Annotated in this window: 26 protein-coding genes and 1 riboswitch; of the genes, 19 read left to right on the forward strand and 7 right to left on the reverse strand. The window is 36.9% G+C overall.

Going from position 1 to position 26945, the window contains the following annotated elements; all coding sequences use genetic code 11:
• Nucleotides 1-69: 69 nt before the first annotated feature.
• Entirely contained in the window at nucleotides 70-1896 is a 1827-nt protein-coding gene (locus LZ480_RS08775) for a DNA ligase D (RefSeq protein ID WP_241369032.1), read from the forward strand.
• Between the two features lie 171 nt (nucleotides 1897-2067).
• Here LZ480_RS08775 and LZ480_RS08780 read toward each other — a convergent pair whose 3' ends face one another.
• Entirely contained in the window at nucleotides 2068-3108 is a 1041-nt protein-coding gene (locus LZ480_RS08780) for a DUF418 domain-containing protein (protein ID WP_241369033.1), read from the reverse strand.
• A 435-nt stretch (nucleotides 3109-3543) separates the two neighbouring features.
• Between LZ480_RS08780 and LZ480_RS08785 the strand changes: the two genes are divergently transcribed.
• Both LZ480_RS08785 and LZ480_RS08790 read left to right on the forward strand, forming a co-directional pair.
• A complete protein-coding gene (locus tag LZ480_RS08785; protein WP_241369034.1) occupies nucleotides 3544-3978 on the forward strand; it encodes a BrxA/BrxB family bacilliredoxin in 435 nt (144 codons plus the stop codon).
• Entirely contained in the window at nucleotides 3966-4751 is a 786-nt protein-coding gene (locus LZ480_RS08790) for a class I SAM-dependent methyltransferase (protein ID WP_241369035.1), read from the forward strand. The genes LZ480_RS08785 and LZ480_RS08790 overlap by 13 nt, the downstream gene beginning before the upstream one ends.
• A 55-nt stretch (nucleotides 4752-4806) precedes the next feature.
• Here the strand turns inward: LZ480_RS08790 and LZ480_RS08795 are convergent, their stop codons facing one another.
• Entirely contained in the window at nucleotides 4807-5175 is a 369-nt protein-coding gene (locus tag LZ480_RS08795) for a methyl-accepting chemotaxis protein (protein ID WP_241369036.1), read from the reverse strand.
• A 57-nt stretch (nucleotides 5176-5232) separates the two neighbouring features.
• Here LZ480_RS08795 and LZ480_RS08800 point away from each other — a divergent pair, with 57 nt between their 5' ends.
• From LZ480_RS08800 to LZ480_RS08810, 3 genes are all read left to right on the forward strand, one after another.
• Nucleotides 5233-5556, forward strand: a complete 324-nt coding sequence (locus tag LZ480_RS08800; RefSeq protein WP_241369037.1) for a metal-sensing transcriptional repressor — start codon at nucleotides 5233-5235, stop codon at nucleotides 5554-5556.
• 13 nt (nucleotides 5557-5569) lie between these two features.
• On the forward strand, nucleotides 5570-5776 hold the full coding sequence (copZ, locus tag LZ480_RS08805) for a copper chaperone CopZ (RefSeq protein WP_241369038.1): 207 nt from the start codon (nucleotides 5570-5572) through the stop codon (nucleotides 5774-5776).
• Nucleotides 5777-5909: 133 nt separating this feature from the next.
• Complete coding sequence (locus tag LZ480_RS08810; RefSeq protein WP_241369039.1) at nucleotides 5910-8309, forward strand: heavy metal translocating P-type ATPase; 2400 nt, start codon at nucleotides 5910-5912, stop codon at nucleotides 8307-8309.
• Between the two features lie 58 nt (nucleotides 8310-8367).
• Here LZ480_RS08810 and pgeF read toward each other — a convergent pair whose 3' ends face one another.
• A complete protein-coding gene (pgeF, locus tag LZ480_RS08815) occupies nucleotides 8368-9126 on the reverse strand; it encodes a peptidoglycan editing factor PgeF (RefSeq protein WP_241369040.1) in 759 nt (252 codons plus the stop codon).
• A 251-nt stretch (nucleotides 9127-9377) separates the two neighbouring features.
• Here pgeF and LZ480_RS08820 point away from each other — a divergent pair, with 251 nt between their 5' ends.
• The 3 genes from LZ480_RS08820 to LZ480_RS08825 all read left to right on the forward strand — a co-directional run bounded on the left by LZ480_RS08820 (nucleotide 9378) and on the right by LZ480_RS08825 (nucleotide 10818).
• Nucleotides 9378-10043, forward strand: a complete 666-nt coding sequence (locus LZ480_RS08820; RefSeq protein ID WP_241369041.1) for a reverse transcriptase-like protein — start codon at nucleotides 9378-9380, stop codon at nucleotides 10041-10043.
• 350 nt (nucleotides 10044-10393) lie between these two features.
• Nucleotides 10394-10519: a hypothetical protein gene (locus tag LZ480_RS19880; RefSeq protein ID WP_255731355.1), complete on the forward strand. Its 126-nt coding sequence runs from the start codon at nucleotides 10394-10396 to the stop codon at nucleotides 10517-10519.
• Nucleotides 10516-10818 (forward strand): DNA primase, encoded by a 303-nt coding sequence (locus LZ480_RS08825; RefSeq protein WP_241369042.1) that lies wholly within the window; start codon nucleotides 10516-10518, stop codon nucleotides 10816-10818. Before LZ480_RS19880 ends, LZ480_RS08825 begins: the two co-directional genes overlap by 4 nt.
• 49 nt (nucleotides 10819-10867) lie before the next feature.
• On the opposite strand, the gene aspA is transcribed toward LZ480_RS08825, so the two are convergent.
• Nucleotides 10868-12283, reverse strand: coding sequence for an aspartate ammonia-lyase (gene aspA, locus LZ480_RS08830; protein WP_241369043.1), 1416 nt, complete (start codon nucleotides 12281-12283; stop codon nucleotides 10868-10870).
• Nucleotides 12284-12652: 369 nt separating this feature from the next.
• Here aspA and LZ480_RS08835 point away from each other — a divergent pair, with 369 nt between their 5' ends.
• The 3 genes from LZ480_RS08835 (at nucleotide 12653) to LZ480_RS08845 (ending at nucleotide 16058) form a co-directional block, all read left to right on the forward strand.
• Nucleotides 12653-13408: a GNAT family N-acetyltransferase gene (locus LZ480_RS08835; RefSeq protein WP_241369044.1), complete on the forward strand. Its 756-nt coding sequence runs from the start codon at nucleotides 12653-12655 to the stop codon at nucleotides 13406-13408.
• A 268-nt stretch (nucleotides 13409-13676) separates the two neighbouring features.
• Nucleotides 13677-14204, forward strand: coding sequence for a dehydrogenase (locus LZ480_RS08840; RefSeq protein ID WP_241369045.1), 528 nt, complete (start codon nucleotides 13677-13679; stop codon nucleotides 14202-14204).
• 290 nt (nucleotides 14205-14494) lie between these two features.
• A riboswitch (glycine riboswitch) is annotated at nucleotides 14495-14571 on the forward strand.
• A 149-nt stretch (nucleotides 14572-14720) separates the two neighbouring features.
• Entirely contained in the window at nucleotides 14721-16058 is a 1338-nt protein-coding gene (locus LZ480_RS08845) for an amino acid permease (RefSeq protein ID WP_241369046.1), read from the forward strand.
• A gap of 536 nt (nucleotides 16059-16594) precedes the next feature.
• Here the strand turns inward: LZ480_RS08845 and LZ480_RS08850 are convergent.
• From LZ480_RS08850 to LZ480_RS08860, 3 genes are read right to left on the reverse strand one after another with little or no spacing between them, the layout of a single operon-like run.
• Nucleotides 16595-16768 (reverse strand): hypothetical protein, encoded by a 174-nt coding sequence (locus LZ480_RS08850; RefSeq protein WP_241369047.1) that lies wholly within the window; start codon nucleotides 16766-16768, stop codon nucleotides 16595-16597.
• Nucleotides 16769-16773: 5 nt separating this feature from the next.
• Complete coding sequence (locus tag LZ480_RS08855) at nucleotides 16774-17970, reverse strand: MFS transporter (RefSeq protein WP_241369048.1); 1197 nt, start codon at nucleotides 17968-17970, stop codon at nucleotides 16774-16776.
• 9 nt (nucleotides 17971-17979) lie between these two features.
• Nucleotides 17980-19251 carry a helix-turn-helix domain-containing protein gene (locus LZ480_RS08860; protein ID WP_241369049.1) on the reverse strand — a complete coding sequence of 424 codons (1272 nt, stop codon included), beginning with the start codon at nucleotides 19249-19251 and terminating at the stop codon, nucleotides 17980-17982.
• Nucleotides 19252-19462: 211 nt separating this feature from the next.
• On the opposite strand from LZ480_RS08860, the gene LZ480_RS08865 reads away from it, so the two are divergent.
• The 7 genes from LZ480_RS08865 to LZ480_RS08895 all read left to right on the forward strand — a co-directional run bounded on the left by LZ480_RS08865 (nucleotide 19463) and on the right by LZ480_RS08895 (nucleotide 26934).
• Nucleotides 19463-20014 (forward strand): GNAT family N-acetyltransferase, encoded by a 552-nt coding sequence (locus tag LZ480_RS08865; protein WP_241369050.1) that lies wholly within the window; start codon nucleotides 19463-19465, stop codon nucleotides 20012-20014.
• Nucleotides 20015-20225: 211 nt separating this feature from the next.
• Nucleotides 20226-21131 carry an ABC transporter ATP-binding protein gene (locus tag LZ480_RS08870; RefSeq protein WP_241369051.1) on the forward strand — a complete coding sequence of 302 codons (906 nt, stop codon included), beginning with the start codon at nucleotides 20226-20228 and terminating at the stop codon, nucleotides 21129-21131.
• The gene (locus LZ480_RS08875; protein ID WP_241369052.1) at nucleotides 21118-22056 is read left to right on the forward strand and encodes an ABC transporter permease; all 939 of its coding nucleotides are present in this window, start codon (nucleotides 21118-21120) and stop codon (nucleotides 22054-22056) included. The genes LZ480_RS08870 and LZ480_RS08875 overlap by 14 nt, the downstream gene beginning before the upstream one ends.
• A 166-nt stretch (nucleotides 22057-22222) precedes the next feature.
• Nucleotides 22223-22723 carry an RNA polymerase sigma factor gene (locus LZ480_RS08880; protein ID WP_241369053.1) on the forward strand — a complete coding sequence of 167 codons (501 nt, stop codon included), beginning with the start codon at nucleotides 22223-22225 and terminating at the stop codon, nucleotides 22721-22723.
• Entirely contained in the window at nucleotides 22716-23636 is a 921-nt protein-coding gene (locus LZ480_RS08885) for a hypothetical protein (RefSeq protein WP_241369054.1), read from the forward strand. The genes LZ480_RS08880 and LZ480_RS08885 overlap by 8 nt, the downstream gene beginning before the upstream one ends.
• Before the next feature lie 226 nt (nucleotides 23637-23862).
• Nucleotides 23863-25533 (forward strand): FAD-binding protein, encoded by a 1671-nt coding sequence (locus tag LZ480_RS08890; protein WP_241369055.1) that lies wholly within the window; start codon nucleotides 23863-23865, stop codon nucleotides 25531-25533.
• Nucleotides 25534-25698: 165 nt separating this feature from the next.
• Nucleotides 25699-26934 carry a DNA polymerase IV gene (locus tag LZ480_RS08895; protein ID WP_241369056.1) on the forward strand — a complete coding sequence of 412 codons (1236 nt, stop codon included), beginning with the start codon at nucleotides 25699-25701 and terminating at the stop codon, nucleotides 26932-26934.
• Nucleotides 26935-26945: the final 11 nt, after the last annotated feature.

The raw sequence follows: 26945 nt of genomic DNA on the forward strand, positions 1-26945 counted from the left end.
TTTTATTAAGTTTTTATGTATTAGTAATAGTTATTAATCAAAAACTAAAATAAAAAGAGGTTTACTCAAATGAAACCTATGCTGTTAACTGATACCGACGAAATCCCAGTGGGTGATGAATGGATTTATGAAACCAAATACGACGGCTTTCGATGTACGTTAGAGTGGTTAGAAAAAGCACCAATCCTAAAAAGTAGAAACGGTAATGTGTTGAATAAAATGTTTCCTGAAATTATTGATTTTTGTAGTGAAATGTATGAATCGATTAAAGCTTATCTACCTTTATTTTTAGATGGGGAATTGGTCTACTTAGCAAATGATTTTCAAAGTAATTTTACAATTGTCCAACAAAGAGGACGTATGCGTAATAAGGAAGTCATTTTAGAACACGCAAAAATATTCCCTTGTCACTATATAGTATTCGACATTTTAAAATATAGAGGGGAAGATCAATCGAATCGTCAGTTAACGACTCGTAAACAGATGCTTGCAAAAGTTCTTAGTGGTTTAGAACTTCCTGTTTCAGTTAGCTATGAAGAGACAAAAAGAATTCAAGCAATTGATGTATTTGAGGATAGCGATGAATTATGGTCAAAGATTAAAGTTTACAATGGCGAAGGAGTCATAGCTAAGAAAGCGACGAGTAAATGGCTAAGTGATACTAGGTCAAAAAGTTGGTTGAAGATAAAAAATTGGCGATTTATTTCGGTAATTGTGTTCAAGTATGATACAGGAAACGGTTATTTTAGTGGTGGTATTTACCAAGGGGATAGTTTGATTGAGGTTGTCACATTTAAACAAGGGTTGCAGGAAGAAGAGATGAAAACACTTGTTACTTTCTTTGAAGCTAATGGCAATAAAATCAATGGAACATGGTCAATTGAACCATCAATTTGTGTCGATATTGCATGCATTGATTTTGATGGCAGTAAATTAAGAGAGCCAAGGTTTAATGCATTTAGATTTGATATAAATCCGGATCAATGTAATTGGCAACAATTGCAACGACAACTTCAGCCAATACCGGAATCGGTATCTATAACACATCCTGAAAAACCCGTATGGCCAGTCAATGGTATCGATAAAAATCAGTACTTGTTGTATTTGCAAACCATTGCTCCATATATGATGCCTTTTTTAAAAGAGCGATTATTAACTGTTATTCGTTATCCCCATGGGGTACCAGGTGAAAATTTTTATCAGAAAAACTCCCCAGAAATTACACCTGACTTTGTTTCAACTCAAATAATTGATGATACGAACTTTGTTATTTGTAATAACATCGAAACACTTATGTGGCTAGGAAATCAGCTCGCAATTGAATTACACATTCCATTTCAACCGATTCATACAGAAAAGCCTACTGAAATTGTTTTTGACTTAGATCCACCTTCTGTTTATGAATTTCATTTAGCAATAGATGCAGCATTAAAAATGAAGGCTATTTTTGACCAGTTCAATTTAAAATCATTCATTAAAACATCAGGTGGGAAGGGAATGCAAATTTATATTCCATTACCTTTTAACACCTTTTCATATGATGAGACAAGTGTTTTTACGGAATTTGTGTGCAAGTTTTTAGTAGAGCAGTATCCTCAATGGTTTACCACAGAACGATTGAAAAAGAATCGGAACAATAAATTATATTTGGATTATGTACAACACCGTGAAGGGAAAACGATTATTGCACCTTATTCAGCAAGGGGAAATGAAAAAGGGCTAATAGCTACACCATTATATTGGAATGAGGTGAATGATTTCTTAAGACCAGACAAGTTTACTATACACACTGTGTTGGAACGAATAAGAGTTGTAGGTAATCCATTTAGAAACTTCCGAGTTATTGGGGAATTACAGGACTTTAAATCAATTCTTGATCAGCTAAAAGGGAAATAATAAAAATTACCTCCTTTAAAATAATGCAGTGGCCTGTAGGGATCTCGTCAGAAAAATACGGAATTACAACGGTGCACTAAAGCCCTCGTTACTTCAACAAGAAAATCCTTTATCGAAAAACTCCCTTGCGGATTGGAATCATTCACCACAGGGAGTTTCGCACGTAATTGTTTATTGCTTTGGTACTGCTTTTCTTCCATAGGTCATAAAGCGCCATAGCTTTTCAAAAGGTCCCATTTTAAAGAATTTGAACCAGATAACACTAAAGATTATTTGAATGGCAAAAATTAAGATTGCAATGATAACCACATAAGAAGGCGAAACAACATCAAGCCCCATTAAAGAAATAATAGCTAGGCCAATAAAGCTTTGCGCCAAATAATTTGTGAATGCCATTTGACCAACTCGTCCAATTGGCTTAAGAAACTTCGCGATGCTTTTATTCTCCAACATAACAAATAGACAAGTTAAATAAAAATACGTTGTCGGAATTACACCTAAACCCATAATTAATTGTAGATTTTGATAATCTCCTTTTGGGGCAAACCAAATCCAAAGAGAGATCCCTACAAAAATGGGGAATGTCACAAATTGAATCCACTTTAGTTGTTTTGGGTATTCACTAATATGACAAATCCAATCAGCTTTTGCTACTAAAAAACCTGTTAAAAACATGATGAAAATAGTAACTACATCATTTCCTAATATTTCAAAAACAGTTGAAAAGGCTCCTTGATTTGGCATAAATAATTGTCCGAGAATGCAAAGTACATGAACAGTAATAATAGCAAATAGCCATTTACTAATCGTTGAAATCTTTGCATTATAGAATGGAATGAGGAAAAAACCTATAACTGCATAGATAGAAAGGATTGAGCCCCAAAAAACAAATATATGGACGATACCAATTAATAATAAAGCTAGTAAACGTCTTGCAAAACGCCATCTTGGCTTATCGCCACGTGCTTCTGCACGTGAAGTAAAAATATAAAAACCTACACCAAAGAGGAATGAAAAAATCGAAAAGAATTTCTTCTCTATAAAAATATCAATGAGCGTTTCAATAATAGCGTTGATTCCGCTATATTCAGGCGGTGCCTCTAGTAATACCTTGAAGGCTGCTACATTTATAAACAAAATGCCAAATAACGCTATCCCACGAATAATATCTAAGGAAACGATTCTTTCTTTTTGTGTAACTAACGAATTCATTCTTACAATCTCCTTATCTTTAACAATTTATTGCTCTATGGCTATCTTAGCCTCTCATTCTTACAGTAACTTTTTGAAAAGCTTACAGGAACCTTAAATTTATAGGTATGTCTCATTATTTAATGACTTTTTTCACTAATATTAGTTTTTAATCCCCTTGGAGGGCTTGTTTTATTTTTACCTCTTAAAAATTCTTAAATAAGTTCATACAACTTTCTAGTTGCTGGTCTGATATCCCTCAACAAACTTTTTCAAAAACGCTACGAATGCGTTTAAATTAAATACCATTTTTTTTTTACGTAAAATGGTAACACAAAAGTAACATAAATTCCGAATAGAACCGAAACTATACGAAAATCCAATCTTTGTACAAGTCGAAAAAACCTTGCTATAATTACATTTGTGAAGATATTTAATTCGAAAGAGGTAATGAAAATGACAAACGCTTACGATGAATACATGCGTCAGGTAACCGAGCCTATGCGTGCAGAGCTTGAAAATGCGGGTTTTACACAATTAACGACTGCAGATAGCGTGCATGAATTTATGGCAGAAACGAAGGGGACTTCACTTGTTGTTATTAACTCTGTTTGTGGCTGTGCGGCAGGTTTAGCACGTCCAGCAGCGCGTGAAGCAGTGGCAGAAGTGAAGCCAGATCAATTAATAACGGTGTTTGCAGGTCAAGACCCAGATGCAACAGCTGCAATGCGTGGTTATTTCGATGAAGTGCCAGCAAGCTCACCATCGATGGCAATCTTAAAAGATGGTCAATTAGCGTACTTTATTCCACGTGAACAAATCGAAGGCTTCCCAATGGAGCAAATTCGTGATCATTTAGCAGATGTATTAAAGCAAGTATGTGCCGATTAACCATCGTCACAACGGCAGGGCGACCAGATGATGCGTCGCTACAGCTTGCCGATTTTGCGCGTAACGAACTAGAAGCTGAAATTGTTCCACGTCAAAAACGTTCCGTGAAAAACCTTGCAGATAACTATGATGCGAATGTCATTGTAGCGGGCAAGAACCGTTATGAATATTATGCGAAAGGTGCTGATGCGCCTTTCTTTTTTCATCCGAATTCATCAGCCTTTCGATTAAAGCGTGTGGCACGCGGTGAACAGGAGCCATTACTTACTGCATGCGATTTACAGCAAGGTGATTCGTTTTTAGATTGCACGCTTGGCATTGGTTCTGATTGCTTACTCGCTGCTTTTGTAGTAGGAGTGCAGGGGAAAGTTACCGGGCTGGAAGCAGATCGAAACGTCGCCTTTATCGTGAAGAACGGCATGCAAACGTATGATACTACCGAGTTGCCATTAACTGCATGCATGCGCAATATTGAAGTAATTCACGCAGATGCTTTAGAATTTTTACGGCAGCAACCTTCCAATAGCTATGATGTTGTCTATATGGATCCGATGTTTGAGCAAGTAATTGAAGAATCTTCAAACTTTGAGGCACTTCGTCATGCAGGCAGTCATATTGCATTATCAGCAGCTTGGGTAGATGAAGCAATACGAGTGGCAAAAAAGCGTGTAGTATTAAAAGCACATTATCAATCAGAATGGTTTGAGCTTTACGGTTTTAAACGAGATATCCGCTTAACGTCAAAATTTCACTACGGTATTATACAAAAGTAACCATGATGTCCAATTCGGACATCATGGTTATTTTTATATTTTCGAAGCTAAAATATCAATTTGTTCTGCAACTTGTTAATTCACGTATCGAATTCGAAATGGCATGGATTGTCGAAGATTGTGATTCTGAGACTTCTAACGTTTTTTGTACAGAGTCAGATACTTCTACTACTTTCTCTTTCATTGCATCTAATAGCTGACGGATTTCATTTACCGCATCGCCACTTTGATCAGCAAGCTTAGTAATTTCCTTTGCGACAACTGCAAAGCCTTTGTCATGTTCGCTTGAGCGCGCCGCCTCAATTCCTGCATTAATGACTGAAATGCGTGTGCTTTTTGCAACGTTAATAATCATTTCTAATATTTTTGTTGAATCATTAACTTGGCTATTTAGGTTGCTTTGTGCTGATGAAAAACTCGCCACTTTACATACCCCTATAAGGTATGTTAAAGTAATCATAAGTTAGGAGGATTGATTTACATGCAAAGTAATGATGATGTACAAGAAACGCATGAAGTTAGCTGTCGCAAGAGTCATCATCCTGAGAAGATAAAAAAAGATTTAACGACAAGGCTCAACCGAGTAGAAGGCCAAATTCGTGGTATTAAGGGCATGATTGAAAAGGATGTTTATTGTGATGATATTATTACACAATTATCCGCTACGCAATCCGCTTTAAATAGTGTGGCAAAAATTTTGCTTGAAGGTCATTTAAAAGGTTGTGTTGTCGATCGATTAAATGAAGGTGACGATGAAGTGCTCGACGAACTTATTGTCACAATTCAAAAACTAATGAAAAAATAAGGAGCGATTTAAGATGGAAAATGTAACATTAAATGTACAGGGTATGTCATGCGGTCACTGTGTGAAAGCTGTAGAAACAAGTGTTGGTGCTTTAGCAGGTGTTCAAGAAGTAAAAGTTGATTTAGCAGATGCTAAAGTAACTGTTGCCTTTGATGAATCTTCAGTTACAGTAGATCAAATTAAAGAAACAATCGACGAGCAAGGCTACGACGTCGTGTAACTTTTTATGGGTATTTAAACTCCCAGTGAAGGAAGTTAAATTTTGCGAAGGTTCTCTATCCATTCTGTGAAAAGGGAGCCTATCTTTTTAAATATTTTTATACCCCACGTAGGTATATGAGAGGTGAAGTGAGATGACAAAAAAAGAAATAACAATGCAGGTTACAGGAATGACCTGTGCAGCGTGTTCAGCACGTATTGAAAAAGGTTTGAAACGTATGGACGGTGTGGAAGATGCCAATGTAAATTTAGCACTTGAAAAAGCAACGATTTCCTATAATAATGAAACGCTTAAACCTGAACAAATTGAGCAAAAAATTCAAGCGCTTGGCTATGATGTAGTAAAGGAAAAAGCAGAGCTAAATATTACAGGAATGACATGTGCGGCGTGTTCGGCTCGTATCGAAAAAGTGCTTAGTAAAGTGGACGGAATTTCAACTGCAAATGTCAACTTAGCACTTGAAAAAGCAACAATTGAATTTAATCCATCTCAATTATCGATATTGGATATTATGAATCGAATTGAAAAAATCGGTTATGGTGCAGAAAAAGTAGTAGAAGGTGATCCAGTCGACCATCGTGAACTAGCGATAAAAAAACAGCAATGGAAGTTTATTGTCGCAGCGATTTTATCAATACCACTGCTATGGACGATGGTAGGACACTTTTCATGGACTAGTTTTTTATATGTACCTGACTTTTTAATGAATCCTTGGGTACAGCTTGTATTAGCAACACCAGTGCAATTCATTATTGGATGGCAGTTTTACGTAGGGGCTTATAAATCACTACGCAGTGGCTCGGCTAATATGGATGTACTCGTTGTGATGGGGACGAGTGCCGCATACTTCTATAGTATTTATCAAACACTTTTGCACGCAGGTTCGAATCATATGCCACATTTGTATTTTGAAACGAGTGCGGTGCTAATTACATTAATTATACTTGGTAAATTATTCGAAGCCCGTGCGAAAGGGAAATCGTCACAGGCGATTAAACAGTTAATGGGCATGCAAGCAAAAGTGGCAACTGTCGTACGTGATGGCATAGAGCAACAAATTGCGTTAGAGCAAGTACAAATTGGTGAGATTGTACGTATGAAGCCAGGTGAAAAAATACCAGTTGATGGGGAAGTACTAAGTGGTGTTTCAGCCGTTGACGAATCGATGCTAACAGGTGAAAGCCTACCCGTTGATAAAAAGGCAGGCGATTTCGTATATGGTGCAACGATTAATAAAAACGGTGCACTTGAAATGAAGGCGCTAAAAGTTGGGCATGAAACAGCGCTTGCTCAAATAATAAAAATTGTCGAAGCAGCTCAAGGTTCAAAAGCGCCAATTCAACGTTTAGCAGATAAAATTTCAAGTATTTTCGTCCCGATAGTTGTAGGGATTGCAGTTTTAACATTCATTATTTGGTGGTTTGTAAGTAAAGATTTTACAGCAGCATTTGAAGCTACAATTGCAGTTCTTGTAATTGCATGTCCATGTGCACTTGGCTTAGCAACGCCTACATCGATTATGGCAGGATCAGGTCGAGCTGCGCAGTTTGGTATATTATTTAAAGGCGGCGAACATTTAGAACAAACGGGCTTTATTGAAACGGTTGTTGTTGACAAAACAGGAACTGTCACAAATGGGCAACCTGTGCTAACAGATGTTGTCGTCTTTGATAACTTTAGTGAATCCGATATACTCGAAAAAGTAGCAGCTGCTGAAAATGCATCGGAGCATCCATTAGCTGAAGCAATTGTGCAGGGTGTGAAAGAACGGGGCATTACAATTGAACAGGCAACGGATTTTCAAGCAATTCCAGGGTTTGGGATAGAGGCTAAGGTTTCGGGTAAACATGTACTCGTAGGAACGAGAAAGTTTATGAATTCACGGAATGTTACCATATTAGACATAGTGGAGCAGCAATTAGTAAGCTTTGAGCGTGATGGGAAAACAGCCATGCTTATTGCCATTAACGAACATCTCGCTGGAATTGTAGCGGTTGCTGATACAGTAAAGGCAACATCGAAAGAGGCAGTAGCAAGATTACATGAGCTTGGTATAAAAGTTGTGATGCTGACAGGAGATAATGAACGTACTGCACAAAAAATTGCAACGGAAGTGGGAATTGATGAAGTAATTGCCGAAGTATTACCAGAGCAGAAAGCCCAGCAAATTGAAAAATTGCAGCAGCAAGGGAAAAAGGTAGCGATGGTTGGAGATGGGATTAATGATGCACCGGCTTTAGCGGTGGCTGATATCGGAATGGCTGTCGGAACAGGAACAGATGTAGCGATGGAAGCTGCAGATATTACATTAATTCGCGGAGATTTAAACAGTATAGCAGATGCGATTTTAATGAGCCGTAAAACCATGATGAATATTAAACAAAATTTGTTCTGGGCGTTTGCCTACAATGTTATTGGTATTCCAATTGCCGCTATCGGGTTATTAGCGCCTTGGGTTGCCGGAGCAGCGATGGCATTTAGCTCCGTATCGGTTGTATTAAATGCACTGCGATTACAACGAATAAAATTATAGATGAAAGGAGGGACGTTCCAGAATTAATTCTAGGACGTCCCCCTTTCAAATTAAGGAGCTATTTACGCATAATGAAACTTAAGTGACGGCCAGTACCACGATCTTGACGGTAAGAAAAGCCGTCTTCACTGTTAAATGTACACATCGGGTCAATCATAATATTGGCACTTGGGACGCCGGCAATTTCACATTGTTTTTTCACAGTTAGCTGATTATCAATATGGTATTTATCCGTATTATCATTGAAGTACATAAATTCATCTGCATAGCCAAGCGCTTTGAATTTTTCATAGACATCTGCATCAACTTCAAATTTTACCTGACTAATCGCCGGACCGATTATGACATGCACATCTTCAAGCTGACAATTTTCGTGCGTTTGCAAATGCTGCAACATTTTTAGTGTTATTTCTTTAATTGTTCCTTGCCAACCCGAATGAATGGCACCGATTAAGTTAGTTTTATCGTTATAAAATAATACGGGTACGCAATCAGCGGTAAAGCTTGAAATAACAACATTCGGCTCATAAGTATAAAGTCCGTCTGTGTCGGGAATTGCTGTTGAAATATCTAGCGCACCATTACCGATTTGCTGTTGCGTAATCTGTACGAAATTTGCACTATGTGTTTGATTGGCACAAACAAAATTATTCACATCAGTATTTAGCAAATGTGCGAGTGCTTCACGGTTGTGGACGATTTGCGCTGCATTCTGGCATACATGTAAAGCCATATTATTATTTTCATGTAAACGGGCATCCTTTAAAGTAATACCGAGCAGGCGTTCTTCATTATTTTCATAAAATTTTACATTCATATTATCACCACTTGTACTATAACGTATTGGCGGATTTTTGTATAGCCATCTATTGTTTGGTATAATTATGGGAAATAGGGGTGGATATATTGAAAAGTTAGCAAATCATTGTTTCGGGATTTTTACCATATTTTATTGCGATAATAATCCTTTTATTGATACTGCACCCATATCATCCAGAATATTTAACAATGGGATATACATCGTGATGATGTGCTTAAAAGTTTTTTATAAACAAAGGAGTGAGTTTGTTGAAATTAACGATTGAGTGGATTTACGAAACACAGACAAAACTTCAAATTAAGTATAGAAGTGAAGCGATACCGGCAGCACATGCTTTTTTATTAATAGAAGATATGAAAAAAACAGGTCGGATGAAATCATATTCATTAACGGATGAACATGATAGCGAATGGACAATGAAAGAATTGAAAAAGTATTTACAGGAGCTTGAAATCGAGCCGCATAACGTACAGCTTTATTTTGACGGTGGTTTTAATCGAGAGGAAAAATTAGCGGGACTAGGTGTTGTTATCTATTTCGAGCAAAACAATCAACACTATCGCTTACGTCTCAATCAACAAGCTCACTATTTAATTTCGAATAATGAGGCTGAATATGCAGCGCTACTATTTGCAATCGAGCAATTAGAGGAGCTTGGTGTTCATCATCAAGCAATTGAAGTATTTGGTGATTCACAAGTAGTTATCAATGAAATGAACGGGGAATGGGCAGTTTCGGATAATGCACTTGCTAGCTGGGCTGATAAAGTCGATGCCAAGCTACAAAAATTAGGTTTAACCGCCATCTATCAATATGTAGAACGAAAGCAAAATGACGAGGCAGATCAATTAGCAAACCAAGCACTATCTGGTACAGAAATATCTGCAAAGCAACAAGTAAAACGAAAAAAGTGAGTTCGCAAATTTGCGAATTCACTCTTAATCTAAATCATTTCCACTATTTATAAATCCGCCACCACGATCTACTGATCAAGAGGCGCCAATGAAAATTAAACGTTATATTAGATTTACATATTTACTTATCCCGTCTGTTAAAAGATACATACTAAAATGATAATAAATAGTTTTTTAGAAATAATGGTTAAAAAATTATGCAGTTTTTGGTGTTGTTTTAAGCGAAACAACCTAATTATTTGCTAGGTTTGAGAAATTTATAGGTACTAAATCAAAAATAGCACTTTGTGAACTTGTTTTTAAAAGACAGTTTAGTAAAGTTAACATTGTGCAAGAAATGAGGAATTCTGTTGGGGAAATGGGTAGTAATATTACTTGTGGTAGCAGTTATTTTTATGTTTGTTCAAGCGGAAATGACGTTTCGACGTGCAGATAAAATCAAAAAAGAACAGCGACAAAAGGGGGGACATGAATGATTCGTTCAGTTGGGGCAGGCAGTACGGGGCTTAATAATCAATCGCGACGAAAAGCTCAGCCTGAAGCGAGCATTCCATTTCCAAAGGTAGGTAGTGGGGGGCAAGTCGGCACTACACAAGAGCAACCTGCTAAAATAAGACAAGAATCACAAACGATGATGGTCGGGGTGAAGCCCAAGTCACAGTTAAAATCTATATTTGATGAAACGACGAGCGTTGTAAAATTAAATGCAGATGGTGACCGATTAGAAGTAAGTAAGCGTGCTATTACATTGGCAAAAGATAAGCTTTTTGGATAATGAAAAACGCTAGTCCTCTATAATAGGACTAGCGTTTTTCAATTTGAAATTAGTTTTTCGCTAATTTCTTTTCACCAGCAATACCTGGTTGTGTTAATTCAAAAGGATTTAAAATAATATCTAATTGTTCTTTTGTAAAGTATTCGTATTGTAGGCATAATTCACGTACTGATTTGCCACTGTGTAAAGCTTCACGTGCAATTTGACTTGAACGTTCATAGCCTAAGTGTGGTGCTAATGCAGTAACGACACCAATTGATCGCTCAACAAAGTCATGCATACGCTCTTCGTTTGCTTCGATGTGATCTAAGCAAAGTTTTGTAAATACAGTGAAGCCGTTAGTCATAATTTCAATAGATTGTAATAAATTGAACACAAGAACAGGCTCCATTACGTTTAATTCGAATTGACCTGCTTCCGAAGCTAGAGAAATAGTTACGTCATTTCCGATTACTTGGAATGCAATTTGGTTAATTACTTCAGGCATTACCGGGTTAACTTTACCTGGCATAATTGAAGAACCAGGTTGACGTTCTGGTAAACGAATTTCAGCAAAACCTGCTTTTGGACCTGAAGCCATTAAGCGTAAGTCATTAGCAATTTTAGACATGTTCATCATTGAAATTTTTAACATTGAAGACACTTCAGCATACGTATCTGTGTTTTGCGTCCCATCGATTAAGTTATCCACTTTTACGAATGGGAAGTTGCTGTACTTCGCAATATTTTCTACCGCCAAGTTCATGTATTCTGGGTCAGCATTTAAGCCAGTCCCAATTGCTGTAGCACCGATGTTGATTTGAAGCATTGTTTGTTGTGCTTTCTTCACACGTGCAATATCACGAGCAACTACTGCAGCATATGCACCGAACTCTTGACCTAAACGAATAGGAACAGCGTCTTGTAAGTGTGTACGGCCCATTTTCACGATACCGTCAAATTCAACTGATTTTTGGATGAAGCTATCACGCATGACTTCCATCGCCATAATTAAATTATCTAAAGTTGTAACCGTTGCAATGTGAATTGCTGATGGGAAAGCGTCATTTGTCGATTGTGCCATGTTTACGTGGCTGTTAGGACTAATGATTGAATATGACCCTTTTTCTTCCCCTATAATTTCTAATGCGCGGTTAGCGATTACTTCGTTGGCATTCATGTTCATCGAAGTACCAGCGCCACCTTGAATTGGATCTACGACGAATTGATCGTGCAGTTTACCTGCAATAATATCATCAGCAGCATGGGCAATAGCATTTGCAATTTTTTCGTCTAATTTACCGATAGCAGCATTAGCTAAAGCTGAACTTTTCTTTACAATGGCCAATGCACGGATTAATTCAGGATGCATTGTCATTTTTGTAATTGGGAAGTTTTCTAATGCACGAGTTGTTTGAACGCCATAATAAACGTCCTTTGGAATTTCTAATGTGCCTAAAAAGTCTTTTTCAATACGTGTACTCATTTGTACGAACCCTCCAAGAGAATGGTGTAATAGTTGTATAAACAATCCTATTATACGTCAAATTCCACCAAAATCCTACTTGCTGAATTATTAGATTATTTGACGTATTCATGTAAAGTACGGAATTCACTTTAATATGGTGAGATATGCTCTTATTATCATGAATTTTTACTTTTTTAGACAAAAAATATGCTATTTAATCTTTAAAATACACCTTTTTGCATGACGTAGCAATACGTTTTTTTGTGAAACTATTTTATTACTTATTATTTTCCCTTATTTTATTTAATATCTTTATATAGATTTTTTGGGTAATATTACAATAGAAGGTAGTTTTACTAATTTTGTAATAGAAAGCAGGTATTATTTATGACTTTAACTTTTCAAAATATAAATATATTTGCGCAACTTGAACGAGAAACGGAACTTTATCGTCATTATCAGCTTGATGAAGTGAAAGACCGCTACGATAGTAATTTTATCGAATTTTTATCAAATCCTACGTTATCCGAACTGCAGGCAGCTTTGGTCTACTTACAACACAAACATCGACAAAGTGGACGACAGTTTTTAAAGGTTGTATTTCCACAAGATGAAGAAATTCCAATTGAATTGCATCAATATTTATTATCGAATCAATTTGGCATTGGTAGTTTGGAAATGTATGCTATAAAGCCGAATGTTTTTACGCGAGAACCGATTTGTCCTGAAGTGACAATTGAATTTGTGTCTCCTAGAACTTTAGAGGGCTATTTAGAGATTCATTATAAAGATGCATTACAATGGGGTGAAAGTTACGCTCAAGCTAGAAGTGCTATGTTAAAAAGGGACTATGAACTAAAGCGTACAGCTCAAATTGTCGCAGCGTATAATGGAAAAGTTGTAGGTTCGCTTGATGTTATTGAATCAGCAAATTCAGCAGAAATTGATAATTTGTTCGTATTGCCAGCCCATCAAAAGAAAGGGATAGGTACAAAACTTCAGCAATTTGTTATGAAACATTACTCGGAAAAAATAATTATTTTAGTTGCTGATGGGGACGATACACCGCGCGAAATGTACACAAAACAAGGTTATTCCTATATAGGAAAGCGATTTAGTGCATTAAAAACATCATTAGGTTAATAAATGTGCTTGAGATAATCTAATTCTCAAGCACATTTTTTTAGTGAAAACAAAAAGGATAATTTCTCCGATGAAATTTACATAAGAAACAGATGATAATTTTCACTCAACCAGTACATTGCATAATAATGGTGTTAGCTATAAGGTGTTCAAGTTCGAATAAAACGATACATTTTTTTGAATTGTTTAGGTAAGAACAGTTTAGGAAGGCGGGACTTTTTTGCCGTTCAGGCTACTAATTCATTACTAGAAAAGGAGTTGATTTTTATTGAAGAACTATTTCTTATTATTAAGCATATTGCTGGGAGCTTTTTTAGTAGGATGTACAGAAAAACAGAAAGAACCTGTTACAGATGAAGAGGTATCATCTCCAATTGAACAGCCTAAAGAAATAAATGAACTAAATTATGAATTACTAATGCACTTGGAATTTATACCACATGAAGTAGGGACATCTATGACATTAATTCAAGATGAAAAGCTATATCTAAGCTGGGCAGAGATATTCCAGTTTGAGGAGACACCTGTCATTGATTTTGCAACAGAAGAGGTATTATTTGTGACAGAATATTCAAATGGCTGCGGATTAGTTTTTGATACGTTAACGCAAAAAGAAGATACGATTCATGTGAAGTTAAATTTCCCTGAAGAAATTCGTACACAAAAATCAATTGCATGTAATGATATAGCAATGCCAAATTCATATGTTATCAAATTAAAAAAGACAAATGCGACAAAAGGTACATTAGAAGATCCGTACGCCATTCGATTAGAAAATGTAAATATAAAAAATTAATGACATTGAAAGGTTACGCTGAAAACTCAATAATTATTTTCAATGTAACATTTTTTTTGCATGTAATATTGCTTTTATTTGAGTTGAATTTGTTGAAAAATCAATTTATTTGCTAATTCACTAGTCGCGTGTTAGTTGAGGTTATTGTAATAATGAAAGATTACTGCTAGTATTAGTTATTGTACAATAATAGTATTGGCGCGAACAATTCTGTGGATGGAAGATGCCGGAAGCGAATTGTGCAATTGAATATTATCAAGCAATGATCGCTGTGGATAACACTACAGACGGGAGCAGTTTCTGGAGAGAGCGCATGAAGCGTCGCCGAAGGGTTCACTATCTCAGGCAAAAGGACAGAAGAGTAATGAGAGACGTTATTATTCTTACGTAAACAGGGACTAGTCAATATACTAGTCCCTTTTCTAATTTTCAGAAAAATTACTTGATGACCGCGAAGATAACTATTATTTGAGCCACAAAAGTGGTATGCAAATATATCTTTTGGAGGAAATCGTCTTGGAACAACCAGAATTAAAGCGCGACCTTAAAAATCGCCATGTACAATTGATTGCGATTGGTGGAACGATCGGAACGGGGTTATTTTTAGGGTCAGGGAAAGCGATCGCACTAGCAGGACCATCCATTATTTTTGCTTACTTAATCGTTGGTATTGCCTTGTTTTTTGTTATGCGTGCGTTGGGGGAATTACTACTTTCAAAAGGTGGCTATTCATCATTTACTGAATTTGCCACTGAATATTTAGGTGACTGGGCTGGTTATGTAACAGGCTGGACGTATTGGTTTTGCTGGATCATGACAGCGATGGCCGATATTATTGCGGTAGGTATGTATACACAATATTGGTTTGATGTACCTCAATGGGTGCCGGCAATTGTGTGTTTAGTTGTGTTATTAGCCCTAAACTTATTAACCGTAAAATTATTTGGTGAACTAGAGTTTTGGTTTGCAATAATTAAAATCATTACGATTGTTGCATTAATTGCGATCGGAATTGTATTACTTGTTATTGGTTTTGAAACAGAATCAGGCAAGGTAGCCGTATCGAATCTTTGGGAGCATGGTGGGTTATTCCCGAACGGAGCATTTGGCTTCTTAATGGCATTCCAAATGGTTGTCTTTGCATTTGTAGGGGTAGAGCTAGTGGGTGTTTCTGCAGCAGAAACAGCAAATCCACAAAAAAATATTCCTTCAGCCATTAACAAAATTCCAGTACGTATTTTATTATTCTACGTAGGTGCATTATTCGTTATATTAACGATTAATCCATGGGATACTTTAAGCGCAGCGAGCTCGCCATTCGTTCAAGTGTTTGCATTAGTCGGCATTCCTGTTGCAGCAGGCTTAATAAACTTTGTTGTGTTAACATCTGCTGCATCAGCAGGTAACAGTGGGTTATTCTCTACAAGCCGAATGCTATTTAGCTTAGGTAAAAACAAGCAAGCACCGAAAGTATTTGGTAAGCTAAATAAAAATCACGTGCCGCAAAATGGATTGATATTATCCTCAGTCGTCGTTTCAATCGGTGCATTTTTAAGCTATTTAATGCCTGAAAATGCATTTAATGTCGTGACAACAATTAGCGCGATTTGCTTTATTTGGGTATGGAGCATCATTTTAATCTCACATATACTGTATAAAAAGCGTCATCCTGAATTGCATAAGGTATCGATTTTTAAAGCGCCTTTAACGCCGTTTGTGAACTATGTAGTCTTGGCATTTTTCGTATTTCTACTAGTAGTAATGGCCATTTCTGAATCAACGCGCACAGCGTTATTATTAACACCTGTTTGGTTTGTCATGCTATTCGTGATTTATTTTATGCGTAAAAAATAGTTAGAAGGATTTGTCCGAGAAGTATTTCTGGGACAAATCCTTGCGCCGAGGATGGGGGCTAGCACGAAGCTAGTCATAAATGGATTGTCACAGGACGTGACGCTTTTAGCATTCGTTCTTTCCTTCTGACCACCGCAGAAGCACCGCCCTCAAGCAGTTAATTTACACATGAACGAGGGGCAGCCCGAAAATATATACTTTTCGGGCTGCCCCTTTTTTAGATTACGTACCTTCCATTTGAATAAGCAAAATGAAAAACAAAATGTTATTTGTAGATTTTGTTTTAGATCAAATCAAAAGTGAAAAATAGTTGTCAAGTTTTTCGCTCGAATTGATAACTAAATATACGTAAAAAAATAATTTTTCGGCTATCGAAATTCTTGGGGGCACTCTTTATTTTTGCGGGTGTTTTAGCAGCGAACTATACACCGTCAAAGGTAAGGAAGCTTCAAGGTAATATGTAGAATTAAGATCGTGTGTTTTTTTATTTTTAAAGGGGTGTGCTGAAGGTTATTCGACGAAGCACACCCCGTTTTTTAGGTCAATTTACTAAATAATTGTGCGCGAGCCTCTTGATATACTTTTGCATCACATTGCTCACATGAATATTTTCCTTGCATATTTTGCTTAAATAATCGATATTTGTTCGAGCCTTCTTCAACGAAAAAAACCTTTTTACAACAATAACAAATTGTTTCGTAACGAATCATAGTATTCATACCCCTATTCTATTTTTGTTGACGATTATAAAGCGATATAGCACACATGCTAAAGTAAATGCTAATAAGGAGAACATGCTTGTCGCCAGTTGGATTGAAAACCATTGTGAACATAATCCGATTATTAGCGTTAATATAATTTGTAATATGCTCTCAAATAGCGAAAGTACACTTGTAAATCGCCCCAAAATTTCAGTTGGAACCTTATTTTGATAGATAGTCGCATACCCGGTATTGCTAAACGACATGAAAAAACCAAGTAGGATGAAAGCAATAATCGCAAGTATTAAATTGGGTGAACCATAAAAAATCGTATAGCAAGCTAAAGTCAATAATAGCCCAGCTCCAATATAAGTTGAGATTGATAGCTTCCTGACAAAGCTTGCCGCTGCAATGCCCCCAACAATAGCGCCAATCCCAGTAACCCCAACAATGACACCATAAGATGCATCGGAAACATGGTGGAAATCTTTTAAAAATGACATCTCCTGTGAATCAAGTGCATGGGCAATCATCAAGACGCAGCTATACAACACGAAAAATTGTAACAAGCATCGATGCTGTGACATCACCTGCCATACAACCTGAAAATCTTTACGTAGAACGGTTGGAGAAATGATTTTTTGTCCGTCCGTAACACGCTGCGAGATATTAGGTAACAAGTACATAAAATAGGCACTAATTAATAACATACAACTGTTCACCCAAATTGTGATAGATGTATTTGCCATTGCAATAATTATGCCACTAAGTGCAGGTCCAATCATAAAACTACCTGAACTTAAAATACTATTAATCGCATTGAAACGTGGCCGGTCCTGTTCGGTTACCAACTTAGTAACCATAAAAGTACTGCTTGGTTGTGCAAAACTTGCGGAAATATTTGTTAAAAATACAAAGCTAAAAATTATCCATATAGATGGTGCAAAAGGTATCATAAATACAACTATTGCTCGAAACACATCGCTCAATATAAGAATAATACGTTTATTTGAGCGATCTACAATCGAGCCAACAAAGAAGCTTGCTACAATTCGCGCAATTGGGCCAATCATATACAAACCCGCAACCATAGTGGGGGATTCGGTCATATGCCAGACTGTTAAATTCAACGCAATTAAATAAATCCAACTGCCAAGTCTTGAAATACCTTGGCCAATCCACAATAGAAAATACTCTTTTTTATAGTTCATACATCACCTCTATCTGCTCATGCGTTCGCGAATTTTTTCACTGGCCTGTAGCGCTAATTGATAGCAATTACTTGCTTGTTTATATGCATGTAATTTTTCATAAAATCCTGCCCAAAGAGGTGCGTAAAATAGAGTGAGTGCAAAATATTGTTGCTGTTCAAAATGCGGAAATGCTTGTTCCTCTAATTGTTTGAGGTCGGATATTGAATATTCTTTTTCACATGCATAGGCAAGGAGTGCGCGTTGGTGTAAATGGTGTGGAACAGAAAATTGGGCTTTGTCGTACTTATTTAATAATTGATTAAGCTCTGTAAAATCTTGCAACTGATAACATGTGCGCATCCAATTAATGACGGAATGTAAATCGTGCTCATAGTGCTGCGCTAGTGCATAATGATTACAGGCTTTTTCGAAATCCTTTTGGCATTCATAGCAATACGCAATATTGTTATATATTGAGCTAAATTGCATAGGTGTTTGAATAGATGTAACATGGTTAAGTAAATTTAATCCAGCGTTATATTCGTTTAATGCTTCGGTAAAGCGATTTAAATCATTGAAAATGACACCTTTCATAGAATAAAGCTTTAGTTGGAATAGTGGTTTAAATATATGTCTGATATGATTTGTCGCCAATTCAATATGATCGAGTGCTTTTTGAAATTGATAGCTTCGATGATTAGCAAACGCAACATGATAATGATAATTTGCCTGCTCAAAATCACTTGCCCGTATTAAGAGTTGGGCATTGAAATTATTATGTTCTCGATCGGCTAATTGTTGAAATTCCAAAAAGGACAGGTGTGCAAATGCTGTAATCGCGATATAAAGTGATGTCATACGGTCAGTATTATATGGAATAAACGGTTCTAGCTCGTTTAAAAGAGAGCGCGCCATTATATCTTGCTTAATCGAGAGTAAATAACGGCAATAAATGAGCTTAGCAATTAGCTGATGATCAAATAGCTGGAATGTTTGCTCGTATGCTTGAAGCAGTTTGATTTCTTCGTCAGAAAGCGAATCGTTTGATAAGAGCTTTTCGTAAATGACTTCATATGCCTGTAAGAAGTGCTGCTCCTGTTGCATCGTTTCGGTTAAACTAATGCTAAGTCGATTGAATAATTGCTCGTACAAAGCATATTCGGCAATGACAATCCCATTTTCGATACGGCTTAAATAGGACGGTGTACAAATGCCGAATGCGACATCATCCTGCTTAAGCTTTTTTTGCTGGCGTGTATATTTGATTAATTTTCCCCATTGTTGCTCAAGTGTTTCCATTGTGTTCACCCCTTGGAATTATTTTACCAAAATATTCTCTAGAAAAATTGTGAAATTCTTGAAAATAAGATAAGCTCAAGTCATTATTCGAACGATACTTACACAATTCGAACAAAAGAATCATGTTAAACTATTGCATAAAAAACAATCGCTCTATATGATTAGAAAAATACTATAGAATTCTTTGTTTTTAGATTAGGGGAGAGCATGTATGTTTTTTTATGAGGTCGATAATGAGATTCAATTAAAGCTTGTAACGCAACAAGATGCAGAGGAAATCTTTGCATTTGTAGATCGTTCTCGTGATTATTTACGCGAATGGCTTGGCTGGGTAGACAATACAAAAACGGTAGAAGATTCACGTAAATTTGCGGAGTATAATCTAGAACGTTTTGCAAAACGTGAAGGGCTCGATACAGCAATTTACTATAAAGGACAATTTGTTGGCAAAATCTCGATTAACACAATCAATTGGTCGTTAAAAAAATGCGAAATCGGATACTTTTTAGATGAAAACTTCCAGGGAGAAGGCATTATGACACGCGCGGCAAAGGGAATGATTGATATTGCCTTTCATGAATATAAATTGGAAAAAGTAGAAATCCGTGCTGCAGAGGGCAATAAAAAAAGTCGTCACATTGCGGAGCGTTTAGGCTTTATGCTTGAAGGAACAAATCGCAATGCTGAATGGCTGTATGACCATTATGTGGATCATGCGGTATATGGGTTACTTGCAGATGAATGGATTGGCGAATATAAATAATTTTTGCCTCGTCGAAAAAAGAATTTGACGGGGCTTTTTGTTTGTTGTGAAACGGTGAATTACTCGTAACATTTACAGAAATGAGTAATAATAAAAGAATGAAAAATGGAAATTTCAGCTTTTTTGAAACTATTTTCCTTTTAATACGTATGTAAGAAGGAAATGGTAATAGCTATTATACGTTTTACGAAAGAAAGAGTAGGTGGAATAGGTGACACAACCAATTGTAGAAATTAAAAATTTGAACAAAACGATTAAAGGCAAGCATATTATTAAAAACTTGAATTTAACGTTTTACCCTGGTCAAATTACCGGATTTTTAGGGCCAAATGGAGCAGGGAAAACAACAACCATTCGAATGATGACGGGTCTGATGCATCCGTCTGAAGGGGAAGTAATTATCGATGGTCATTCGCTTTCTAAGAAGTACGAGGAGGCGATTAGTCATGTAGGGGTAATTGTAGAAAATCCTGAAATGTATAAGTATATGACGGGCTATAAAAACTTGCAGCACTTTGCCCGTATGCATAAAGGAGTTACGAAAGAGCGCATTGATGAGGTCGTTGCTCAAGTGGGCTTAGAAAACCGTATTCATGAAAAAGTAAAAACGTATTCACTGGGGATGCGTCAACGACTTGGTTTGGCACAAGCAATGCTACACCGTCCGAAATTTTTGATATTAGATGAGCCAACAAACGGACTAGATCCAGCAGGTATTCGCGAATTTCGTATGTACTTACGACGAATTGCTACTGAGGATAATGTGGCGATCGTTGTATCAAGTCACCTTTTATCAGAAATTGAGCTGATGGTTGACCGAATAGCTGTTATTCAAAATGGCGAATTAATTGATTTACGCGAGCTAGAGCAACAGGCTGCAACACAGTACTTGATAGAAGTTGGCCAGCATGAGCAGGCAATTGCGCTGTTTGGTGACAAGCTAACAAAGCAAAATACAGGTTTCTTACTTGATTTAACGAAAGAAGAAGTGCCAGCAATTGTGCGTCAACTAGTGGAAGCGGGCATTGATTTATACTCGATTCAGCCTGTACAAAAACGTTTAGAAGATCAATTTATTGAAATGACAGGTGGAGGTGCGATCGATGCAATACGTTAAAAATGAATGGATTAAAATGTGGTCGCAAAAAAACGCTTGGATTATGCTTGTTATTGTCTTAGGGTTATTAGCATTGGTGACGGGTATTAATAAATATTATGACGATCCTTCTGGTACTGAAGCTGAACGTCTCAAGGCAAATGAGGTTCATTTAGCAGAAAATAAAGAGTGGGCATCAGCTGCAAAAGCTAATAATGAAGATCTATCATATTACAATGAAGAAATTGCAAAAATAGAATACCGTATCGCAAATGATTTACCATCTGCACAATCAATGAGCCTAAATGAGCATTTGAATTTTACTTTAAGTATATCGATTATGATGATTAGTATTTTTACAACGGTAATTGCAGCAGGGATTGTTTCGAATGAATTTGGTACAGGGACGATTAAAATGTTATTAACGCGTCCAGTGGCACGTTGGAAAATCTTGTTGTCAAAATTGGTGGCTTCATTACTATATGGCCTAACGTTATTAGCGATTGCGTGTACGTTTACAGCAGTGCTTGGCTTCCTATTATTTAATAATGATAACGCCATTACATTATCTATCGTTAACGGCCAAGTAGTAGAGCAAGCAATGGAAAGCGCATATTTTGCAACAATTGGCTATTCACTAGCTTCGATTTTAATGACAACGATTTTTGCGTTTATGGTTGGTTCATTATTTGGTTCAAGTACATTAGCAGTAAGTTTATCGTTATTCATATTATTAATGGGCCAAACAGCGACAATGTTTTTGTCTCAATATGATTTTGCAAAATACATTTGGTTTGCGAATGATTTATCGTACTATATACCTGGAAGTAGCCCGATGATTGAAGGGTTAACACTTGGCTACTCGGTCGTAGTGAATATTGTGTATGCCATCCTTTTCCTAGCCATTACATTTGGTTACTTTATGAAACGTGATGTCACAGCATAAAATGATACTTTGATAAGGGATATTTATGGTCCTTTAATGCGGGATAAATAGCAGGAGTTCTTACAATGTAAATTTGTAAGGGCTCCTTTTTATTGGAAAAATATTTTACAATGATTGAGTAAAATGAATTGTTCAGTCGTCTAAGTATTAAGGAAGGAGGCGCAGTATGTTTGATTTGGAACAAGATTATGCACGTTATCATGACAATATTTATCGGTTTATTTATTTTCTGACGTTAGATGCAGTACTTGCCGAAGATTTAATGCAAGAAACATTCATTCGTGCATTTAACGGAAGACAATCCTTTCGTCAACAATCTAATACCCTAACCTGGCTACGAACAATTGCAAGAAATTTAGTGTATGACGATATGAAACGGAAAAAATTGATACGCTTTATTACCTTTCAAAAACAGCATCAGCCTTTGCAATTGGCGCTAACACCAGAACAATTATTACATACAAAAGAAGAAATTCAATGGTTGTATGAAGGCATTGCGAAATTGAAATTTGAGTACCGTGCTGCGATCGTACTTCGGAAAATTGAAGAGCTGAGCATTAAAGAGACGGCTGAAATATTAGGTTGGAATGAGGCAAAGGTACGCAATAATACGGAGCGCGGCATGAAGGAGTTACAAAAGCGGATGAGGGGTGAACGAGATGGATGAACAATTCAAAAATATGCAAGCACCTATAAGAACATCAGAGCAACAAATAAAGAGCCTAAATCAAATTAAAGGAAAGATCAAACAGCGACAACGCATGCTAAAATTGCAGCTGATTGGCACGAGTTTTACAGCAGTAGCACTTATATTTATTTTATTTACGCTGTTTATAACAAAGAGTGAACCACTTTCAAATCAAGCGGCAACATCAGCGTCATTACAAAAAGCCTATTATTTTTCTAATCATTCGGAACAGCCAGTTGTCAATATTGATAAATGGTATTACACCTCAAAATCTAAAATAGCAAACAAAGATTTAAATTTGCTAGCTCAACTGGCAAATCAAATAAGTCAGTCGAAACAATTATATGAAGAGCAGCAGTTACCGCCAGCCTTTCGAGATTTTTTATTGCATTATGACGATGGGACAAAGCGTTATTTGCAATTTTGGACAACGATTATTAATGACCGACATGAACAGTTTGTGATGGATGTAACTACAAAACAAGTGTATGAACTAACATCATCTGATAGTGAACTGTTACAAATGATGACACAAGAATCAAATTTTTTTATCACTTTAGTTAGGTTCGTTATTTTTTTAGCTGTATTATATGTAGCACTATTTGTGTGCTTGCACTTTAATTTACTGGGCAATACAGAAAAGCTAGAGACCATAAAAGCCTGGAAGATATTCGTCCTAGGAATTGCAACTTATTTTTATGTCGTAATCGTACAGGGGCTTAGTCTCTATTATTTTGGCGCAGTAAACGCATTATTTTTGGGAGGCATATTATTCCTGCCATTTGTACTCTATCATTGGCGACAATTTGGTAAAAGTAATTATCAAGTATCAACGTGGGTACTGCTAGTAATCGCATTTGTTATCTGTTGCTATATTTTCCTATTCACCTAACTTCTTATAGTTCACTTTTTATACATCACAGACAGTAATTTTATAGTTGTCTTGTATATTACAACGCCTGTTCACCAAGTGTGGGCAGGTTTTTTTTTCGAATGAATATTTGCAAGCTTTCATACATTGTGATAATAGATATATTCATTGTAATTTGTTTACTAGATGCCGATTTATTGTAAAATATAACAAAAGAATGAAAATCCAGAGAATACGGGGTGTTTTGGTGGAATGGAATGAACAATTTGATGTTGTCGTAGTGGGTTCAGGAGCTGGAGGAATCGTTGCTGCGATTACAGCTGCCAACAAAGGATTAAAGACGCTATTAATTGAAAAGGGAACATCTTGGGGCGGTTCATCAGCACTTTCTGGTGGTGGGCTATGGATTCCGAATAATCATGTATCAAAAAAGGCCGGCTTACAAGATAGTGAAGAAGAGGCACTATTGTATATGGATACGGTGATTACGCATGATGGACCAGGGGCAACACGTGAACGTAAAATTGCTTACGTTCAAAATGGGCATAAAATGGTACAGTATCTAGAGGACTTAGGGATGAAATGGGTTGCAGGTTCACTATATCCCGATTATTATCCAGAGCAACCAGGTGGCAAAATTGGTCGTTCTATAGAAGGTGCCATATTTGATGCGAAAAAAATAGGTGCTTTAGAACGGACACTTCGGGCAGGCGAAATTGATCCACCAATTCCGCTATATTCAGGAAAAGTTGCCTCGTTACCAAAGGCGTTTACGAATGCAAAAGATTTCGGCACAGTTATTGGTATGTTTGCAACGGGCTTTAAGCATAAATTAAAGGGCGAACGTGCGATTTCAATTGGTGCAGGCTTAGTAGCAGGTTTATTAAAAATTGCGTTAGAGCAAGGGGTTAAATTACGATTAGCTACTCCATTAAAAGATTTAATTTTTGAAGATAATCAAGTCGTAGGTGTAGAGATTGAACACAATGAAGAAACAAGCTATATTCAGGCGAAGGCCGTCATTTTAGCGAGTGGTGGTTTTGAGCGCAACCCTGAGTTACGTAAAAAATATCATAATATTGGAACAGACTGGACTTCTGCAAGCCCAGATAATACGGGGGATATTTTGCTTATTGCACAAAAATATGGTTTTGATACAGATTTGTTAGATGATGCATGGTGGGGCCCTGCAACGCTTGACCATAACGGTGCGAGGAAGTTTTTAGTATATGAACGTTCAATGCCACATAGTATCATTGTGGATCAGACAGGACAGCGCTACTTCAATGAATCACAAAGTTACACAGATGCCGGGCATGCCATTTTAGAGCGTCAACAGGAAACTGGGAAAGCAATTCCATCTTGGCTCATTATGGAAAGCAGACATCGCAATAAATATATTTTCGGCGATATGCTACCACGCATGACACCGAAAGAGGCGATTGAAAAAGGCTATATTAAAAAGGCAGAAACAATTGAAGAATTAGCGAAAATTTGTGGGATTGAGTTGGAAGGGCTTCAACTGACAATCGCTCGCTTTAACGATTTTGTTGATAGAGGGATTGACGAAGAATTTGGACGTGGTAATTCAGCGTATGATAACTATTACGGCGATCCAAATTACAAAAATCCGAATTTAGGCAAGCTTGAAAAGCCGCCATATTATGCGGTCAAGATTTTCCCAGGTGATTTAGGTACAAAGGGTGGAATCGTGACAAATGAACATGGGCAAGCATTGAAAAATGGTCAATTAGTAGAAGGTCTATATGCTACAGGTAACTGTTCAGCTTCAGTTATGGGGCGTGTATATGCTGGACCAGGCTCGACATTAGGACCAACGACAGTATTTGGGTATATTTCGGCAAATCATATTCATAATTATTTAGCAGTGCCACAAGCTGCACTGGTGAAAAAATAATCAATTATAGGCTTGTCTGGAAAGTGATTTCTGGACAAGTCCTTTTTGTCTGGGATGATGGCTAGCACGAAGCTTAGCTTACAATTGACTCTCATCTTACCACCAATAGTTTATTTTGAATGTTGGCAACGTTCGTATTAAAATAGAGCTAACGGAGGTGGTAAGGTGGCAGGACGAGTTATTTTTCATATTGATATGAATAGCTTTTATGCATCAGTGGAGCAAGCACATGACCCGTCGCTGAAAGGAAAACCCGTAGCAGTAGCTGGCAATGCAAAAGAGAGGCGAGGCATTATTGTTACGAGTTCGTATGAAGCACGTGCTAAAGGCATATATACGACGATGAATGTAGGGGAAGCGAAACGAAAATGTCCAGACATTATTCTAATACCACCAGATTTCGCGAAATACCGAGTGGCGAGTGCGGCAATGTTTGCGATTTTACGTAGCTACACACATTTGGTAGAACCAGTTTCAATTGATGAAGGTTACTTAGACTTAACAGAAAGCGCGAAAACAAAGCACCCAATGCAACTTGCAGAGGAAATTCAACAACGAATATTACATGAGCTAGATTTACCGTGTTCAATTGGAATTGCACCGAATAAATTTTTAGCAAAAACAGCATCAAATATGAAAAAACCAAGAGGAATTACAGTACTTAGAAAGCGTCAAATTACTGAACTTTTATGGCCGCTCCCAGTAGTAGAAATGCATGGGGTTGGGGAAAGCACTTCAAAAAAATTACAAGCGCTCGGTATTTATACAATTGGTGACTTGGCAAATGCACAGGAAAGAGTATTACAAAAAGAATTTGGAAAAAACGGTGTACGGCTTCATAAACGTGCAAATGGAGAAGATGGGCGTGAAGTAGATCCTAATGCGATTTTTGATACAAAAAGTGTTGGAAACTCCACAACATTACCCCGTGATGAAACGGAATATTATATTTTAAAAGAAACATTTGAAAAACTTAGTCGAAGTGTTGCGGAACGTTTGAAAGTAAAATATTTAGCAGGTACTACTGTAAGCATTCAAATTCGAAATTTTGAATGGCAAAACCAAACTCGTAGTAAATCGTTAAAAACGGCTATACAGCACGCGGATGAAATTTTTGAAATCGCATGGAGACTATTTTTAGAGCACTGGGACGAAACGCCGGTGCGTTTAATAGGGATTACAGTTTCTAATGTTGTGGATCAGGCGGATTTAACAAAGCAGCTCAATTTATTTAATTTTGAACAACATATTAAAGATGAGCCAATTGTGACATTAGTAGATAATATGGAGAAGAAGTTTGGTAAAGGGGTAATTCAGCGCGGTGTTCGTGTTAAAAAGAAAAGCTATGCCTCAAATACAAGCTTTAGTAAAGATTTTTTAGAAGATCATCATCAAAAATGAGCACCGTGCAA

The sequence above is a fragment of the Solibacillus palustris genome (assembly GCF_022549215.1).
In the GTDB taxonomy this organism is placed as follows: Bacteria; Bacillota; Bacilli; order Bacillales_A; family Planococcaceae; genus Solibacillus; species Solibacillus daqui.

What these genes read in the sequence shown, in the direction of transcription:
- LZ480_RS08855 (WP_241369048.1), bottom strand. Translation starts at nt 17,970, where the DNA reads ATGAACTATAAAAAAGAGTATTTTCTATTGTGGATTGGCCAAGGTATT.
- LZ480_RS08865 (WP_241369050.1), top strand. Translation starts at nt 19,463, where the DNA reads ATGTTTTTTTATGAGGTCGATAATGAGATTCAATTAAAGCTTGTAACG.
- LZ480_RS08880 (WP_241369053.1), top strand. Translation starts at nt 22,223, where the DNA reads ATGTTTGATTTGGAACAAGATTATGCACGTTATCATGACAATATTTAT.
- LZ480_RS08860 (WP_241369049.1), bottom strand. Translation starts at nt 19,251, where the DNA reads ATGGAAACACTTGAGCAACAATGGGGAAAATTAATCAAATATACACGC.
- pgeF (WP_241369040.1), bottom strand. Translation starts at nt 9,126, where the DNA reads ATGAATGTAAAATTTTATGAAAATAATGAAGAACGCCTGCTCGGTATT.
- LZ480_RS08885 (WP_241369054.1), top strand. Translation starts at nt 22,716, where the DNA reads ATGGATGAACAATTCAAAAATATGCAAGCACCTATAAGAACATCAGAG.
- LZ480_RS08780 (WP_241369033.1), bottom strand. Translation starts at nt 3,108, where the DNA reads ATGAATTCGTTAGTTACACAAAAAGAAAGAATCGTTTCCTTAGATATT.
- LZ480_RS08875 (WP_241369052.1), top strand. Translation starts at nt 21,118, where the DNA reads ATGCAATACGTTAAAAATGAATGGATTAAAATGTGGTCGCAAAAAAAC.
- copZ (WP_241369038.1), top strand. Translation starts at nt 5,570, where the DNA reads ATGGAAAATGTAACATTAAATGTACAGGGTATGTCATGCGGTCACTGT.
- LZ480_RS08785 (WP_241369034.1), top strand. Translation starts at nt 3,544, where the DNA reads ATGACAAACGCTTACGATGAATACATGCGTCAGGTAACCGAGCCTATG.
- LZ480_RS08835 (WP_241369044.1), top strand. Translation starts at nt 12,653, where the DNA reads ATGACTTTAACTTTTCAAAATATAAATATATTTGCGCAACTTGAACGA.
- LZ480_RS08790 (WP_241369035.1), top strand. Translation starts at nt 3,966, where the DNA reads ATGTGCCGATTAACCATCGTCACAACGGCAGGGCGACCAGATGATGCG.
- LZ480_RS08810 (WP_241369039.1), top strand. Translation starts at nt 5,910, where the DNA reads ATGACAAAAAAAGAAATAACAATGCAGGTTACAGGAATGACCTGTGCA.
- LZ480_RS08800 (WP_241369037.1), top strand. Translation starts at nt 5,233, where the DNA reads ATGCAAAGTAATGATGATGTACAAGAAACGCATGAAGTTAGCTGTCGC.
- LZ480_RS08850 (WP_241369047.1), bottom strand. Translation starts at nt 16,768, where the DNA reads ATGATTCGTTACGAAACAATTTGTTATTGTTGTAAAAAGGTTTTTTTC.
- LZ480_RS08825 (WP_241369042.1), top strand. Translation starts at nt 10,516, where the DNA reads ATGATTCGTTCAGTTGGGGCAGGCAGTACGGGGCTTAATAATCAATCG.
- LZ480_RS08775 (WP_241369032.1), top strand. Translation starts at nt 70, where the DNA reads ATGAAACCTATGCTGTTAACTGATACCGACGAAATCCCAGTGGGTGAT.
- aspA (WP_241369043.1), bottom strand. Translation starts at nt 12,283, where the DNA reads ATGAGTACACGTATTGAAAAAGACTTTTTAGGCACATTAGAAATTCCA.